Below are 14,169 nucleotides of genomic sequence, written 5' to 3'. Positions count from 1 at the left end.
TGTGAACATTAGCGTTGCAGTTCGAATAAAAAAAGCGACCCATCCTTTTACAAGAATGAGTCGCCTTCCAGTAATTATTTTTACTCCTCGTCCATCTTCAGTACAGCCATAAACGCTTCTTGCGGTACTTCAACGGATCCAACTTGTTTCATCCGCTTTTTACCTTCTTTTTGCTTCTCTAGAAGCTTACGTTTACGAGATATGTCTCCCCCGTAACATTTGGCCAGTACGTTTTTCCCGATCGATTTGATCGTAGAACGGGCGACAATTTTTTGTCCGATGGCTGCTTGTACAGGTACTTCGAACATTTGTCTTGGAATGAGTTTTCTCAGTTTTTCTACGATTGCTTTTCCGCGCTCGTATGCGAAATCACGGTGAACGATGAAGCTTAATGCATCGACTTGTTCGTGATTTAAGAGAATGTCCATTTTGACAAGCTTCGAATGTTTGTAGCCGATGAGCTCATAATCAAACGACGCATAGCCTTTCGTGCTGGATTTTAATTGATCGAAAAAGTCGTAAACGATTTCCGCTAGAGGCAGCTCGTAAATGATGTTGACACGCGATGCGTCCAAATAATCCATTGTTAGGAAATCGCCGCGTTTTTTCTGACAAAGCTCCATCACTGCGCCGACAAAATCATTCGGGACCATAATCGAAGCTTTGACATATGGCTCTTCTACATAGTCAATCTTTTGAGGATCCGGCATCATAGATGGGTTGTCCACTTTCAGCTCGGTGCCATCCGTCATCACGACATTGTAAATAACGCTCGGTGCCGTCGTAATTAAGTCAATCTTGAATTCACGCTCGATACGCTCTTGAATAATCTCCATATGCAAGAGTCCAAGGAAACCGCAGCGATAACCAAAGCCTAGCGCCTGGGAAGTCTCAGCTTCATATTCGAGTGCTGAATCGTTGAGTTCAAGTTTTTCAAGTGCTTCGCGAAGATCATTATATTTAGACGTATCAATTGGGTATAGTCCACAGAATACCATTGGATTCATGCGGCGGTAACCAGGCAGTGGCTCATCCGAAGGGTTGTCGACAAGGGTAATTGTATCCCCTACTTGTGTATCGCCAACGTTTTTAATGGAAGCTGACAAGAAACCAACGTCTCCCACGTTCAACTCATCTCTCGGCGAAGCGCCCGGTGTAAAGACACCTGTTTCAATGACTTCAAACTCTTTACCCGTTGCCATCATGCGGATTTTATCGCCCGGTTTGACAGAACCGTCAATAATACGAATGTAGACGATAACTCCTTTATATGGGTCATAATGCGAATCGAAGATGAGTGCTTTAAGTGGTGCTGATGGATCACCTGTTGGCGCCGGTACTTTTTCAACGATTTGCTCCAAAATGTCTTCAATCCCAATGCCCGCTTTTGCAGAAGCGAGCACTGCGTCGGATGCATCGAGACCAATGACATCTTCTACTTCTTGCTTGACGCGATCTGGGTCTGCTGCTGGTAAGTCAATTTTATTAATAACAGGCAGAATTTCTAAATCGTTGTCCAAAGCTAAGTACACGTTTGCGAGCGTCTGGGCTTCAATTCCTTGTGCAGCGTCGACAACAAGGATGGCCCCTTCACATGCTGCAAGGCTTCGTGACACTTCATATGTAAAGTCTACGTGCCCCGGCGTATCAATTAAATGGAAAGTATATTCTTGTCCGTCTTTTGCCGTATAAACTAATTGCACAGCCGTTAATTTGATCGTAATGCCGCGCTCTCTTTCAAGGTCCATTGAGTCCAGCGTTTGGGAACTCATTTCTCTCGATGTTAATGTTTGTGTTTTTTCCAAAATACGATCGGCCAACGTCGATTTCCCGTGGTCTATATGAGCGATAATGGAAAAGTTTCGAATGTTTTTTTGACGTGCCAATCTCTGTTCATGATTCATTAGTTAGTTCACTCCTATTTTCACTATTTGAATTATAGCAGTGAACCCGCCTCACGTAAACTGCGGTGCTACAAAATAAGAGCCCTTCCCCTATAATTCTACAGTTTTTCAGGAAAAGGCTCTTATAATATGAATAATTCTATTAAAATGTAGACGTTCCAGGAGTAGATAATGCATTTGTTACGGCTTTCGCGATAACGGCTACTGTCCGGTTTAATTCTTCTTCTGTGTTACCGATGCCGCCAAGTTCTATCAAGACCACAGATGGATGCAGTTCTTGGTTGTATTTTCCATCCCCGTCATGTCTACTTTTTGTAATGATATTGCGTGTGATGCCAGGAACGAGTCTTTCCATTTCGTCTTTTATTTGTTGCGCTTTTGCTTTATTTTTCGCGAAGTTTGGATTCTCAGTCCCGACTACAAAGGCAACTTTTGCGTATTTTTCACCTTCGTATGTTGCCGTCGTAATTTGTGGACCTGCGGAATCCCGATGCATATCTATAATAAGGTCATAATTCACCTTTTGTAATTGCTGTTCAACATGGGGACGTATTGCCTTATAAGCACGATAATGAGGAATTCTCTTCTTTGCCATTTCCTCAGCATTGTTCACAGGCAAAATATCAGTTTCAACACCATTTATACTTAACTGGGCTTGCAGTTTCTCACCAAACTTTGTAATATTCTCCGTTTGATGGGAAACGACTATTTTTCCTTGTTTCGCTTCTGTAACCGGCTTAAATGCTTCGTGCGTATGTGTAAAGTAAAGGAGCGCTCGTTTCCCATTGAGTCCAAGTTCTTCATTCCGTTTTTCCTCTGTAATATTTGCAGCATATACCATAGAAGATGAGGACTCTTTTACCTTTTTCGACGATGTTTCCGGTTGTTCGCCAGGTAGGAGTTGGATGAAAACTGGGAATAAGAATAGGAAAAGGATCAGTGCGCTCCATATTTTCAAAGGCTTTGTCATGTAGCATCCCTCCGTCTTCAACTATATGCGGAGGGTATTGCGTCAATGACTAGATTTCATCTCGCTGATCCATTCCGTTAACGAATTGGATAACGTATCAGCATATATCGCAACCCATGCATCAATTTCTTTCGGAGAAATGAACGTTTTGAGATCTTGACCCGCGAGCGCTTCTTCAAATAACTGAATGCGATCTTCATGCGACCAAGACGTCCAATCTCCAAAAATCGGCTGTAATGTCGAACGATCGGCATTTTCATTTTCGGTATGCAGCCATGGTGTAACGGCAAGTCTTGAAGACGGACTGTCTTTTTCCGCAATTTTTGAAGCAATATAACCAAACATCTTATCAATCGCATCTGCGGCAAGAACCGGTCCGTCAACGACTGTCGGGATCCCAACAGCAATCACTGGCATGCCGAGTGTCTCTTTGGATACTTCTTTTCGATTATTGCCAACGCCCGATCCCGGGTGAATACCCGTATCGGTCAACTGAATCGTTTTGCAAAGTCTTGAACTGCTTCTTGCTGCCAGTGCATCGACTACGATAAGCACATCCGGTTGGATTTCATTCGCCACGGCTTTTACAAAGTCAGCTGTCTCCAAGCCCGTTTGAACCGTAACCCCGGGTGCATAGACATACACTTCGCTGCCATCTTCTGAATAATAGTCTGGAACGATATCACGTAATCGATCCATCGTTAAAGGGCCTACCGCGTCCGGTGTCACTTCCCGATTACCTAGTCCGATAAATAAAATCTTACTGTTTTTAGCCGTTAGCACTTCTTGCAGCATTTCTTGCAATTTGTCGATAAACACGCGCGACAAATCTTGGATCCCTTCTTGATCATAAGGTGTTAATGTCGGCACTGTTAACGTAATGTACGTTCCTTCTTTCTTGCCGATTTTTTTCTCACCTTCTGCATCTACTTGAACCGACGTGACAATGACACGTCCTAATCTAGATTCTCCAAATTTAACGCCTTCTTCTTCCTTTAATCTATTTTTTTCTTTTTCCGTTCGATGTCGAACCATTTCCTCGCTTTCATCGAGCAAATCTGTTCGATAAAAATCATACTTTGCCATCTCATCACCTCATCTACAAGTTTGGACGTTAAAAGCAAGAAATATTCTTTTCGTCACAACAGAAATTAACGGTGATCTATCGTCCGAAACATCTACAAGTTCTAATTGCATTGGCCAAAATTTCTCCCTTTATTTCTTGCATTTCGTCTTTCAATTTGCTAAACTAATGCTTGTTATAAAATTAAAAGTGAATCCATCATTGTGGAAACACTCTTTCCTACCAGAATTTGGAGGTGAATGAAATGCCAAACATTAAAGGTGCGATTAAACGCGTTAAACAAAGCGCTGCTGCAAACGAATTGAACTCTTCAACAAAAGCTGCTATGCGTACTGCAATCCGTAAAGCGGAAGTTGCAATCGAAAATAAAGACGAAAATGCATCTGCTCTTTTAAAAGATGCGATTAAAAAAATGGACACTGCTGCACGTAAAGGTCTTATCCATAAAAATACTGCATCACGTCAAAAAGCACGTCTTACTAAAAAAGCAATGTAAAGTGAAACTTCCATCAATGGGGGCCTTATCCCCATTGGTGGTTAGTTGAACCAATCGGACCTTTACGGGCAGTTGATCCCCACCCTTCTTCTTATACTGATTAAGAATATTAATGTGGGGATCTTACTGCCCGTTAAGGTGGGATAATCTAAAAAAAGGTCGTCTCGTTGTTGACATTCAACAACAGACGACCTTTTTTATTTTCGAAGCGGCTCCATAAAAAATAATTCTAACAACCGCTCTCGTTTTCCGCTCGTAGACTTCAGCTTATAATCAATTTTTGCCAATCTATCCAATATGAATAATAGCCGCTCTTCGTTCGGTAACGCGCGATTTTCCATCATGAGCTTCACCCGGTAAGGATGGACATTGAGCGTTTTCGCGATTTGCGGCTGCTGATAGCCTTTCTTTCGTAACACCCGCACTTGGAACATGAGCCGAATTTGGCTTGCGATTAATGATGTCAGCATAATCGGTTCTTCTCCATTTCGCAGCAAATCATGGTAAATCGATACCGTGTCCGGCACTCTTCCATTGACATAGGCATCCGTCAGACGAAAGACATCTGCTTCAGGCGTTCTGGGCACAAGCATTTCAATGATTGACTCTGTTATATCACCTGCACCGTTCAAAAAAGTTGCCATTTTACTGATCTCTGTCGAAAGCATTAGCAGATCATCCCCTGCCATGCGCGTAAGAAAGTCGGCAGCTTCTGCGGTTATACGTACTCCATTTGAACTTGCTTCCTGCTGAATCCAAGAAGTTAAGTCTTTCCCTTGCAACCGTACGCCTTCAATAATTGTTGCAACCTTTTTAAAGGCCTTCGTGATTCGTTTTCTCGCATCCAATTTTTCATATGGCGCAAGAAAAACAACAACAGCTGTAGGGGATGGATTTGCCAACCACGTTTCCAGTAATGTGAGATTATGCGAAACTTTTTCTTTCCCTTTCTCCTGCGCGCGTAAAAAGGAGGCGTTTCCCGCAATAATGAGCTTCTTTTCCTGTAAGAAAGGCAGTGTATCTGCTTCTTCAATGACCAGTTCGACGGGTGTCTCTTCAAGATCATACCGAATGACCGATGCATCGTCAAAATCTGGTAATGCTTTTTTTAAACGCTTAATCGTTTCATTAAAAATATGCTGTTCTGACCCTGTTACCAAATAAACCGGATCGATTTGTCCAGCAGCAATTTTTTTCCATGTCGCAGCAGTCATTGTAATCACCTCTTCTGCATTTCCCTACCTATTATAACGCACATCGCCAAAACGGTTTGAACAATTTGTGTCAGTTCCAGACAGGTTCGGACAAAAATCCGTTTCTTATGGATTTTTTGTGAATTATCATCTATACTTGAAATGATATTAGTAGATTGATTAAGAAAATTTGAAATTATAGAGGGAGGTGAACACCGCTAGCCAAATTGCCATGTTATAGGCTTTGGCAACGGTGTGAGCAATGAACGAATTTGAACATGATGTACAGTCAAAACGAAACGACCTGATTGACTCAGGCATTGGATTCATTGTTTCTTTTGTAGCCTTTTCCGCAATTTTTGTAGTTGCAACCATCATTGACATTGTTGGTCGATGACAACTCATGAAAAACGGACATGCATTTTTCTATAGAAAGATGCAGTCCGTTTTTTTCGTTAAGGCGCCATGACGGAAAGTGTAACGATATTGTCCTTCACTTTTACGGTGATCGAGCCTGATTCCGCAGTAGACATTGTTCTTAACCGATGTCGCTCGAATGTTTCTACAACATCTGGATGCGGATGACCGTATCGATTATTCCTGCCCGCCGAAAAAATGGTTAACGCAGGTTTTAGCGCTTTGATGAAAGGCTCAGAACTAGATGTTCGACTCCCATGATGCCCTGCTTTTAAAATGACGGGTCCACTATTCGAAAAATCATATTTCTGAAGAATCCGCTGTTCACCCTCCGCTTCCAAATCCCCAGCAAACAAAAATAAATACCCATTGGCTACCATTAGTAACACGAGCGAACTATTATTTCCCTGATATTCTCCCTCTTTGGGTGATAAATAAGAAAATGAGATCGATTTTTCTTGCCATGAATCCCCTTCACTTACACGATGCACCGAAATTCTTTGTACCTGTGCAAGCGCCATGACCTCTTCCATTGTTTTTTCCGCTTCGCTTCCTGGCGATACATGAAGCGCTTTCACCTTTACCGCCGCCAACACTTCATCTGCCCCCTCCATATGATCACTGTCCGCGTGACTAATGATTAGTTTGTCGATCACAGAAATCCCGCGTCCTTTTAAGTAAGGAACGACAACTTGTTTGCCAACTTCAAACGGTTTGTCGGGCGTTTTCCAGCTCGGCTCACCGAAAGAAACCGTTCCGCCTGTATCAAGGACATAAACACTTTTCCTCCGTGGCAACTCGATTACGATGCTATCTCCTTGTCCAACGTCCAAAAATGTGACGTAAAGCGATCGATCCAACAACGGCATCAATTGCAAAATAAGTGCAGGAACGAGGATTAGCGGCAATGATCGATACAACTTGACACGTTTTTCAATTAATACATAAAAGTACAATACACTAATGGAAGCGATGAACGTCCATATTCCAGGGGGTCTGCCAGGCGTCCAAACTTGATAAGGCAATGCAGCAAGCAAGTCAGTCAATGTTCCAATAATCGTGCGAAAAGGCGTATATAGAAAAAACAGCCACTCCGCAGCTCTCGGTACGACGAATGATAGGATGAGCAACAAAATATTGATCGGCAAAATAACGATCGAATAAAGCGGGACATAAAAAAGGTTCACGACAAACGATGACAAGGACAGTTCATAAAAATGATGCAATAGCACAGGGTAAAGCGTTAGTTGACTAATGGCCGTTACAAGAAATGAGACACCAAGCGAAGTTTTCGCTATTGCAAGTATGCGGGAAGAAAAAACAAGTGCAAAAGCAGCTAAATAAGAGAGTTGAAATCCAGGCTGGAAGACGACATAAGGCTCGTACACGATTAAAAGTACAGCACTGAATGCAAGCGCGTCGTCTAACCGCAATGCATATTGTCTAAAGTTCATGAGAAGGATAAGCATCGATACAGAAACGGCACGCCATACAGAAGGTGCCCCGCCAACGAGTACAGCATAAAATGGCAGCAGAATAATTAACAGCCAATCAACCGTTTCTTTTCGAATCCTCAAACGAAGCAATAGTTGTCGAACAAAAAAAGTAAGTAACCCAACATGCAAGCCGGAAATGGCAAATAAGTGTGTAATACCGAGCGTCCGATAACTTTCCGCCAGTTTCTCATCCATGCCGCTTCTGTCACCGATTAGTAACGCTTCCGCTTCCGTTTGTAAAGACGGAGGAAATGTCTGCTGAATTTGCTGTTTTACTCGCCAACGATGTGTCGTAATGCGGCTTTTTATGCTCTTGTTCGCTTGGATATGCACGAGCGAATCGGCTTCAAAAATAGCAGACGCACCGTACATTTTCATATATTTTGCCATGTCAAAAGCATAGGGGTGGGAAGGTATTTCTGGTTTTTGATAAGTTCCGCTCATTGTAAAAGTATAAGCAGAAACGATCATTTGTTGAAATTGATTTTTTTCCTTTTCATTTTGAAAAGTATAGATCGCGTAAATCGTTTCACCTGTCGAGGTGGCGGCCAGCCCTTTCATTTTGCTGCCATCAAGTTTCACATTATCGTTCCAGGTAAAGGTAAGTGTGTCTGCCCCTTCTTCTAGCATAAGGGGGATCGTTGCCGAAAAGGTTACATACGAGAAAAATGCAGCAAGTATTGCGAGGATAGGTGTGAGGAGATCCTTTCTTTGAAGAAAGATTGGCACAAGCAAAAGATTGCCAATAAGTAAATAGACCGAGCCGTATGCAGCAAATGCCGATACGGCAATCGGTATTGCGATGTATATGAATCGAATTCGCGTAATTATTTCACGAATAATTGATCCGCCCTTTCTTGGAAAGGAGCCAGTTCTTCATCTTTAGCGCCAAGCTTCTGCATCGTGGACAACATCTCCTCGAACAAAGAATACTTTTCCTCACTGGAAAAATCGATTTTCCCTTCGTTAAATGGAATTTGTTGAACGGAAACACCAGCTTGTGCAAATAACTTCATTGCGTAGACGTCATTTTTATAATCAGTTGCGTACAGAACGCGGCGAATACCTGCTTGAATGATCGCTTTCGAACATTGCAAGCAAGGAAAATGCGTAACGTACAATGTCGATCCTGCTACAGGAATTCCATATTTCGAACATTGTAAAAGGGCATTCATTTCCGCATGAATCGTTCGAACACAATGATTGTCGACGACGTAGCAGCCATGATCAATACAGTGATCCCCGCCCGAGATTGACCCGTTATAACCACCAGCAATGATGCGATGATCTCGGACGATGGTGGCACCTACTGCGAGTCTAGTGCAAGTACTGCGAACCGCCAAAAGATGGCATTGCGCCATGAAAAACTGATCCCATGTAATTCGCTCCATATGTATGCCTCCAACTAAATACTATTTACTTCACTTGAATATATTGTTCCAGCCTTTCGAACGTTTTTGCGCCGATTCCGGACACTTCCATAAGCGCCTGAGTCGTTTGAAATGCACCATGATCCGTTCGATGCTGAATAATGGCTGCAGCCTTTGAAGGTCCAATGCCCGGCAACGTCATGAGCTGTCGTTCATCAGCCGTATTAATGTTCACTTGATCATCGTTTTGCTGTTGTTGTCCGTTTCCTATAGCTGGCAGTTCAAAATTAGTTGCCTCTTCCCCTTCGACAGGGACATAAATGACAAATTCATCCACCAATTTCATCGCGTGATTAATCATGCGCGAATCAGCGTTCGGCAAATAACCGCCAGCCGCGTTAATGGCGTCGATGAGCCGATCTCCCTCCATCATGGAATAGACACCGGGATGATGTACCGCGCCTTTGACATCTACGACAATCGAAACCGGCAATGTCTCTTTTTGCTCTTCAGTATCTACAGCTTTCGTTTCTTCTATCAATTCCGGGAAAGGGGGCTGTCCGCCAATAACGACTGCTTCGTTTGTGGCTTGTTCTCGGGGAAAGAACAAAAAAGCGGAAACAACAGCGATTGCTGCGATAGGAGTGATGATTTTACGCCATCTGGATGCAAACGAGAAAAACAGTGTGTTCACCCTTTCTTCGGTGGCATCCACATGGAGTCTCTTTCACTATAGCTGAAAGATTTATAAATGAAAAGCATTATTTTCCTACTTGAAAAAATATTCTTTCACTTTCTTCGTCAGGCGCCTCATCTTCCCAATCCGCGAAAATTCGTTCGATTGAAAATCCAGCTTGTTGAAGCATTTCTACATATTCATAGACTGGAAAAGTACGTTGTTCATGTATTTCATCAAACCGGCCATACGAGCCATCCGCATTTCGAACAAAAAAAGCAAGTTCCGAGTAAACGGAATGCGGGTTTTCTCCCTCAGCCGTTTGCCAAATATACGCAATAGGACCGCTATCATAAACAAATGGGCCTTCCATAAAAACTTCATCTGTTTTATAAATGGAATGGACATCGAATAGTAACTTTCCGCCTGCTTTCAAAGCAGAATGAATGCGCTCAAACGTTTGAATGACATCTTCTTTTCGCTGTAAATAATTTAAAGAATCAATCGCAATAACAGCTGCATCAAATTCGAAAAGCCCATCGAGCTGTTGCATCGGCTGCTGTTTAAATTGTACAGTTAACGATTGTTCCAACGCTCGTTCCTTCGCCACCTTCAGCATATTTGCAGAAAGATCGATGCCCGTCACATCTGCCCCTTTTTTAGCAAGCTTTATTGACAATTGACCTGTTCCGCATCCAACATCTAAAATGCGTTTTTTCTCAATACCAGATAGAGTGATATCGATCAAATCGACGTAAACATCATACGGAATATCGGTCATTAGCTCATCATAGACAGCCGCGAAGTTTGTATAGGCTTCACTCATTTTTCATCGGCCATATTCAGCATCGGTGCATCTCCCCAGAGCTTCTCAAGATTATAGTAACCCCGCTCATCTTTGTGGAAAACATGCACAACGACATCTCCAAGATCGACAAGCACCCAACGTGCTAAATCATAACCTTCCATTCGTTTGACGTGATAACCTGCTTCAGCGGCTTGATCTGCAACTTCTTTGGCAATCGCTTGCACTTGACGCTCAGAATTTGCATGGCAAATCATAAAATGATCGGCTATGAGTGAAACACCTTCCATATTTAAAACGACAATATCTTCACCTTTTTTATCATCAACTGCGTTGTAAGCTAATTCTAGTAATGTTGGCATATGTTATTCACTGTTCCTTTCTTATGACATGTTCATTGTAGCAATGGATGGAGGATGGGAAGATTTGTACCTGTTTGGATAATAGATACTGTATGGAATGACAGATCGCTGCCCTCATTCCCGCATCTACTGATTTCCCAGCCTCTTTTCGTAAATCATCAAGACCCGGAAATTGACGTCCCGGTTCAATAAGATCCGCAACATAGATTAATTTTTCAAGCGGCGACATATGGGCCCGTCCAGTCGTATGGAATCGAATCGCTTGTAATATGTCCGCGTCCCGAACACCAAACTTATCCCTCGCAATGATCGCTCCAACGGGCGCATGCCATAGTTCAGGATGAAATGAGCGGTAAAACGCGGCTTCAGGATCCTTCTCTAGGTACGATGCCAACTCCTGCTTACTCATACATTTGGCAACATCATGCAAGAGGGCAGCAAGCTCGGCTTTTTCTACCGAAATGTCATGCCGTAATGCAAACGCCTTTGCCGTTTCGACAACTCGAAGAACATGCAAATAGCGGTCATTCGTTAAGCGTTTTTCAATTTCCTGCTTTATGCGATCGACTTCCATACAGCCCCTCCTTACGAATATACGATTCCACTGTTCCTGGTATAAGTAATTGAACGGTTTCACCATTCGCAATTCGGCGGCGAATGAACGTAGAAGATAGATCGATTTCGGGAATATCGACAATCGTAATCGGAAACTCCGTTTTACCGATCGCACCCGGACGACCTACCCCGACAAATGTAACAAGTTCTATTAGCTCGTCAATGCGATGCCAATCCTTTAACATATCAATCATATCAGCCCCGATGATAAAGTGAAAATCTACATCAGGTTCAAGCTCTGTCAACCGTTTCATCGTGTCGTATGTGTAGGACACACCGCCCCGCTCAATTTCAAGTGCACATTTCGTCAGACCATCAATGTCGCGAACTGCAAGTCCTACCATATCCAATCGCTGCGCTTCCGTTGCATCGCTCGCTGCTTTTTTATGCGGCGGGGTGGCAGTCGGCATTAATCGGACTTCTGCCAAATTTAGCGCATGCCGCACCTCATTTGCAATGATCAAATGACCGATATGCGGCGGGTTGAATGTGCCGCCTAAAATACCAATCTTTCTCATCGCATTTCTCCTCACGGTAATTCGATTCGTTTTTTCTCTTTAGACTCTTTATACAAAACAATAATATTGCCGATCACTTGGACGACTTCTAATCCTTCTCGCTCATCAAGTTTTGCAGCAATCTCATTTTTATCTTCATCACAATTTTGAAGAATATTTACTTTAATCAGTTCTTTTGCTTCGAGTGCTTCTTCAATTTGACGAATAACCGAATCGATTAAGCCATTTTTTCCAATTTGGAATAAAGGCTGTAAATGATGTGCCTCACTGCGTAAAAATTTGCGTTGTTTAGTTGTTAACATGCTGTTCCTCCAAAATTTCTGTTAATTTCTCTGTCATTTTTTCTGTGTTTGGGGTCGTATTTGTCCACGTTTCAAAAGAAAGTGCACCTTGATGGACAAACATGCCGACGCCGTTTAAAACTTGCGCTCCCCTTTGACGGGCTTCTTTTAAAAATTCTGTTTCAAGCGGATTGTAAATAATATCTGAGACAATCGTTCCAGCCGCTAGGTTTTTTAGTTGAATCGGCATCCCTTGCTGCGCAAAATTCATCCCAACAGACGTTGTTTGAACGATTAACCCAAACTCCGCCAAACGGTTTTCTGCATCTTTAATCGAAAGTGCTGTCGAACCTGAGATATCCGCCGCCAGCTTTTCGGCTTTTTCCATCGTTCGATTCGTAAAGACAAGCGGACCGTACCCTTCTGCATGGAGTGCATAGGCAATTCCTCTTGCTGCCCCTCCTGCCCCTACGATCAATGTTTTCGTTCCTTTTCCTGTATCCCCAAATACTTCTTCTAACGAACGAACAAAACCTAAACTATCTGTATTGGAGCCAGTTAACGTGCCGTCTTCCAACCTATGAACAGTGTTGACTGCCCCCATAACTGTAGCGGATTCGTCTATTTGGTCAAGATAGGACATAATCGTTTGTTTATGAGGCGCCGTAATATTCCACCCACTGCAGCCAAGCGTTCGAAAACTTTCTACTGCATCCTTTAATTTTTCAGGTTTGACAAGTACCGGAATATAAGCCGCATCTATTTGGGTCTCTTCAAACCAAGTCGTATGCAATAACGGAGACATCGACTGTTCGATCGGATCACCTATGACCGCATACCATTTTTTCATCAACAATTCCCCCTTTGAAAACTTCCCCTTTAGATCAATGATGGCCGTAAAACAATATCCACTCCGCGCGGCGCGTGTACAGCGACGACCACATTTGGATGTTGTATCGTGATCCAGCCAAGCCCTGAAATGACAATATCCGTTTTTGCTTTTCGTATGGAAAATTCATGACGTACAAAAGGCGGAAGTTTTTCAAGCGACTGCGGCGATGGCGGAGCTAACATTTCACCAATATGCTTCTCATACAGCGCATCCGCGTTTTCTAATTTCGTCCGATGGATCGGCAATGCATTTGATACATGAATCGAAAAGGAAGACCGATCACCGCTTAAAAAATCAAATCTTGCCAATCCGCCAATGAAAAGCGTTTGTTCAGCATTCAATTGAAATACTTTTGGTTTTAATTCTTTTTTCGGCGTGATTGCCTTTAAATCTTGCGGTTCTAAATGATGTGCGATTTGATGATCATTAATAATGCCTGGTGTATCGAAAATCGCCTGTCCATCATCCAATGGAATCTCCACTAAATCAAGTGTCGTTCCTGGAAAATGAGAGGTTGTAATGACTTCTCCGATGCCCGTTGCACTTTTAATAATCCGATTAATAAATGTGGACTTTCCAACATTTGTACAGCCCACTACAAAGACATCTTTTCCTCGGCGAATTTGATCAATTGCTTGCAGCGCTTCATCCATTCCCTCGCCTTTATGGGCAGAGACGAGCAGGACATCGACCGGCTTTAATCCGAGTTTGGCCGCTTCCGTTTTCATCCAATGGATTAATCGATTGCGGTTCACTGCTTTTGGCAAAACATCGACTTTATTGCCGATCAATAAGATCTCTTTATTACCAACGAAGCGTTGAAGACCGTTAATCCAGCTGCCGTTAAAATCAAATATATCTACGATTTTAACAACGATCCCCTCTTTTTCTCCGATTCCATTGAGAATGGCTAAAAAGTCATCGCCAGATAATGAAACAGGCTGCAGTTCATTGTAATTCCGCAGTCTAAAACATCTTTGGCAAATGACATCTTCCTTTTCGAGAGAAGCTGGCGGTGCATATCCTTCGGCTTTCGGATTCTCCGTTTGGATCGCAATTCCACAGCCGATGCATGTTAGTTCTTCCATAT

The 14,169-nt window shown here is 42.8% G+C and carries 16 protein-coding genes; 2 read left to right on the top strand and 14 right to left on the bottom strand.

Going from position 1 to position 14,169, the window contains the following annotated elements; all coding sequences use genetic code 11:
• Nucleotides 1-80: 80 nt before the first annotated feature.
• The 3 genes from lepA to gpr form a co-directional block, all read right to left on the bottom strand.
• Complete coding sequence (gene lepA / locus AU377_RS02130) at nucleotides 81-1,904, bottom strand: translation elongation factor 4 (RefSeq protein WP_067403396.1); 1,824 nt, start codon at nucleotides 1,902-1,904, stop codon at nucleotides 81-83.
• A gap of 142 nt (nucleotides 1,905-2,046) precedes the next feature.
• Nucleotides 2,047-2,874, bottom strand: a complete 828-nt coding sequence (gene spoIIP / locus AU377_RS02125) for a stage II sporulation protein P (RefSeq protein ID WP_067403393.1) — start codon at nucleotides 2,872-2,874, stop codon at nucleotides 2,047-2,049.
• Nucleotides 2,875-2,916: 42 nt separating this feature from the next.
• Entirely contained in the window at nucleotides 2,917-3,960 is a 1,044-nt protein-coding gene (gpr, locus tag AU377_RS02120) for a GPR endopeptidase (RefSeq protein WP_067403391.1), read from the bottom strand.
• A 242-nt stretch (nucleotides 3,961-4,202) separates the two neighbouring features.
• Here gpr and rpsT point away from each other — a divergent pair, with 242 nt between their 5' ends.
• On the top strand, nucleotides 4,203-4,454 hold the full coding sequence (gene rpsT, locus AU377_RS02115; protein ID WP_067403388.1) for a 30S ribosomal protein S20: 252 nt from the start codon (nucleotides 4,203-4,205) through the stop codon (nucleotides 4,452-4,454).
• A gap of 197 nt (nucleotides 4,455-4,651) precedes the next feature.
• Here rpsT and holA read toward each other — a convergent pair whose 3' ends face one another.
• Complete coding sequence (gene holA, locus AU377_RS02110) at nucleotides 4,652-5,668, bottom strand: DNA polymerase III subunit delta (protein ID WP_067403385.1); 1,017 nt, start codon at nucleotides 5,666-5,668, stop codon at nucleotides 4,652-4,654.
• A gap of 241 nt (nucleotides 5,669-5,909) precedes the next feature.
• On the opposite strand from holA, the gene AU377_RS15185 reads away from it, so the two are divergent.
• Nucleotides 5,910-6,044 (top strand): YqzM family protein, encoded by a 135-nt coding sequence (locus AU377_RS15185; protein ID WP_082731875.1) that lies wholly within the window; start codon nucleotides 5,910-5,912, stop codon nucleotides 6,042-6,044.
• Between the two features lie 58 nt (nucleotides 6,045-6,102).
• Here AU377_RS15185 and AU377_RS02105 read toward each other — a convergent pair whose 3' ends face one another.
• The 10 genes from AU377_RS02105 to yqeH form a co-directional block, all read right to left on the bottom strand.
• Nucleotides 6,103-8,190: a DNA internalization-related competence protein ComEC/Rec2 gene (locus tag AU377_RS02105; RefSeq protein ID WP_082731874.1), complete on the bottom strand. Its 2,088-nt coding sequence runs from the start codon at nucleotides 8,188-8,190 to the stop codon at nucleotides 6,103-6,105.
• A gap of 197 nt (nucleotides 8,191-8,387) precedes the next feature.
• On the bottom strand, nucleotides 8,388-8,951 hold the full coding sequence (locus tag AU377_RS02100) for a ComE operon protein 2 (RefSeq protein ID WP_067403383.1): 564 nt from the start codon (nucleotides 8,949-8,951) through the stop codon (nucleotides 8,388-8,390).
• Between the two features lie 25 nt (nucleotides 8,952-8,976).
• A complete protein-coding gene (locus tag AU377_RS02095) occupies nucleotides 8,977-9,645 on the bottom strand; it encodes a helix-hairpin-helix domain-containing protein (RefSeq protein ID WP_253724353.1) in 669 nt (222 codons plus the stop codon).
• 46 nt (nucleotides 9,646-9,691) lie between these two features.
• Nucleotides 9,692-10,432 carry a class I SAM-dependent methyltransferase gene (locus AU377_RS02090; RefSeq protein ID WP_067403380.1) on the bottom strand — a complete coding sequence of 247 codons (741 nt, stop codon included), beginning with the start codon at nucleotides 10,430-10,432 and terminating at the stop codon, nucleotides 9,692-9,694.
• Nucleotides 10,429-10,773, bottom strand: a complete 345-nt coding sequence (rsfS, locus tag AU377_RS02085) for a ribosome silencing factor (protein WP_067403377.1) — start codon at nucleotides 10,771-10,773, stop codon at nucleotides 10,429-10,431. Before rsfS ends, AU377_RS02090 begins: the two co-directional genes overlap by 4 nt.
• Before the next feature lie 7 nt (nucleotides 10,774-10,780).
• Nucleotides 10,781-11,347 (bottom strand): bis(5'-nucleosyl)-tetraphosphatase (symmetrical) YqeK, encoded by a 567-nt coding sequence (gene yqeK, locus AU377_RS02080; RefSeq protein ID WP_067403374.1) that lies wholly within the window; start codon nucleotides 11,345-11,347, stop codon nucleotides 10,781-10,783.
• On the bottom strand, nucleotides 11,316-11,906 hold the full coding sequence (locus tag AU377_RS02075; RefSeq protein WP_067403372.1) for a nicotinate-nucleotide adenylyltransferase: 591 nt from the start codon (nucleotides 11,904-11,906) through the stop codon (nucleotides 11,316-11,318). Before AU377_RS02075 ends, yqeK begins: the two co-directional genes overlap by 32 nt.
• Nucleotides 11,907-11,917: 11 nt before the next feature.
• Entirely contained in the window at nucleotides 11,918-12,208 is a 291-nt protein-coding gene (yhbY, locus tag AU377_RS02070) for a ribosome assembly RNA-binding protein YhbY (RefSeq protein WP_067403369.1), read from the bottom strand.
• A complete protein-coding gene (aroE, locus tag AU377_RS02065) occupies nucleotides 12,195-13,037 on the bottom strand; it encodes a shikimate dehydrogenase (RefSeq protein ID WP_067403366.1) in 843 nt (280 codons plus the stop codon). Before aroE ends, yhbY begins: the two co-directional genes overlap by 14 nt.
• Before the next feature lie 29 nt (nucleotides 13,038-13,066).
• The gene (yqeH, locus tag AU377_RS02060) at nucleotides 13,067-14,167 is read right to left on the bottom strand and encodes a ribosome biogenesis GTPase YqeH (RefSeq protein ID WP_067403363.1); all 1,101 of its coding nucleotides are present in this window, start codon (nucleotides 14,165-14,167) and stop codon (nucleotides 13,067-13,069) included.
• Nucleotides 14,168-14,169 lie beyond the last annotated feature (2 nt).

Origin of the sequence: Sporosarcina sp. HYO08 (genome assembly GCF_001563475.1) — a bacterium.
Lineage (GTDB): Bacteria > Bacillota > Bacilli > Bacillales_A > Planococcaceae > Sporosarcina.
This window is presented reverse-complemented; position numbering and strand designations above follow the sequence as displayed.

Bases quoted from the DNA above. Each gene is read 5' to 3' on its own strand.
- lepA (WP_067403396.1), bottom strand. From the start codon at position 1,904: ATGAATCATGAACAGAGATTGGCACGTCAAAAAAACATTCGAAACTTT.
- spoIIP (WP_067403393.1), bottom strand. From the start codon at position 2,874: ATGACAAAGCCTTTGAAAATATGGAGCGCACTGATCCTTTTCCTATTC.
- gpr (WP_067403391.1), bottom strand. From the start codon at position 3,960: ATGGCAAAGTATGATTTTTATCGAACAGATTTGCTCGATGAAAGCGAG.
- rpsT (WP_067403388.1), top strand. From the start codon at position 4,203: ATGCCAAACATTAAAGGTGCGATTAAACGCGTTAAACAAAGCGCTGCT.
- holA (WP_067403385.1), bottom strand. From the start codon at position 5,668: ATGACTGCTGCGACATGGAAAAAAATTGCTGCTGGACAAATCGATCCG.
- AU377_RS15185 (WP_082731875.1), top strand. From the start codon at position 5,910: ATGAACGAATTTGAACATGATGTACAGTCAAAACGAAACGACCTGATT.
- AU377_RS02105 (WP_082731874.1), bottom strand. From the start codon at position 8,190: ATGCTAGAAGAAGGGGCAGACACACTTACCTTTACCTGGAACGATAAT.
- AU377_RS02100 (WP_067403383.1), bottom strand. From the start codon at position 8,951: ATGGAGCGAATTACATGGGATCAGTTTTTCATGGCGCAATGCCATCTT.
- AU377_RS02090 (WP_067403380.1), bottom strand. From the start codon at position 10,432: ATGAGTGAAGCCTATACAAACTTCGCGGCTGTCTATGATGAGCTAATG.
- rsfS (WP_067403377.1), bottom strand. From the start codon at position 10,773: ATGCCAACATTACTAGAATTAGCTTACAACGCAGTTGATGATAAAAAA.
- yqeK (WP_067403374.1), bottom strand. From the start codon at position 11,347: ATGGAAGTCGATCGCATAAAGCAGGAAATTGAAAAACGCTTAACGAAT.
- AU377_RS02075 (WP_067403372.1), bottom strand. From the start codon at position 11,906: ATGAGAAAGATTGGTATTTTAGGCGGCACATTCAACCCGCCGCATATC.
- yhbY (WP_067403369.1), bottom strand. From the start codon at position 12,208: ATGTTAACAACTAAACAACGCAAATTTTTACGCAGTGAGGCACATCAT.
- aroE (WP_067403366.1), bottom strand. From the start codon at position 13,037: ATGAAAAAATGGTATGCGGTCATAGGTGATCCGATCGAACAGTCGATG.
- yqeH (WP_067403363.1), bottom strand. From the start codon at position 14,167: ATGGAAGAACTAACATGCATCGGCTGTGGAATTGCGATCCAAACGGAG.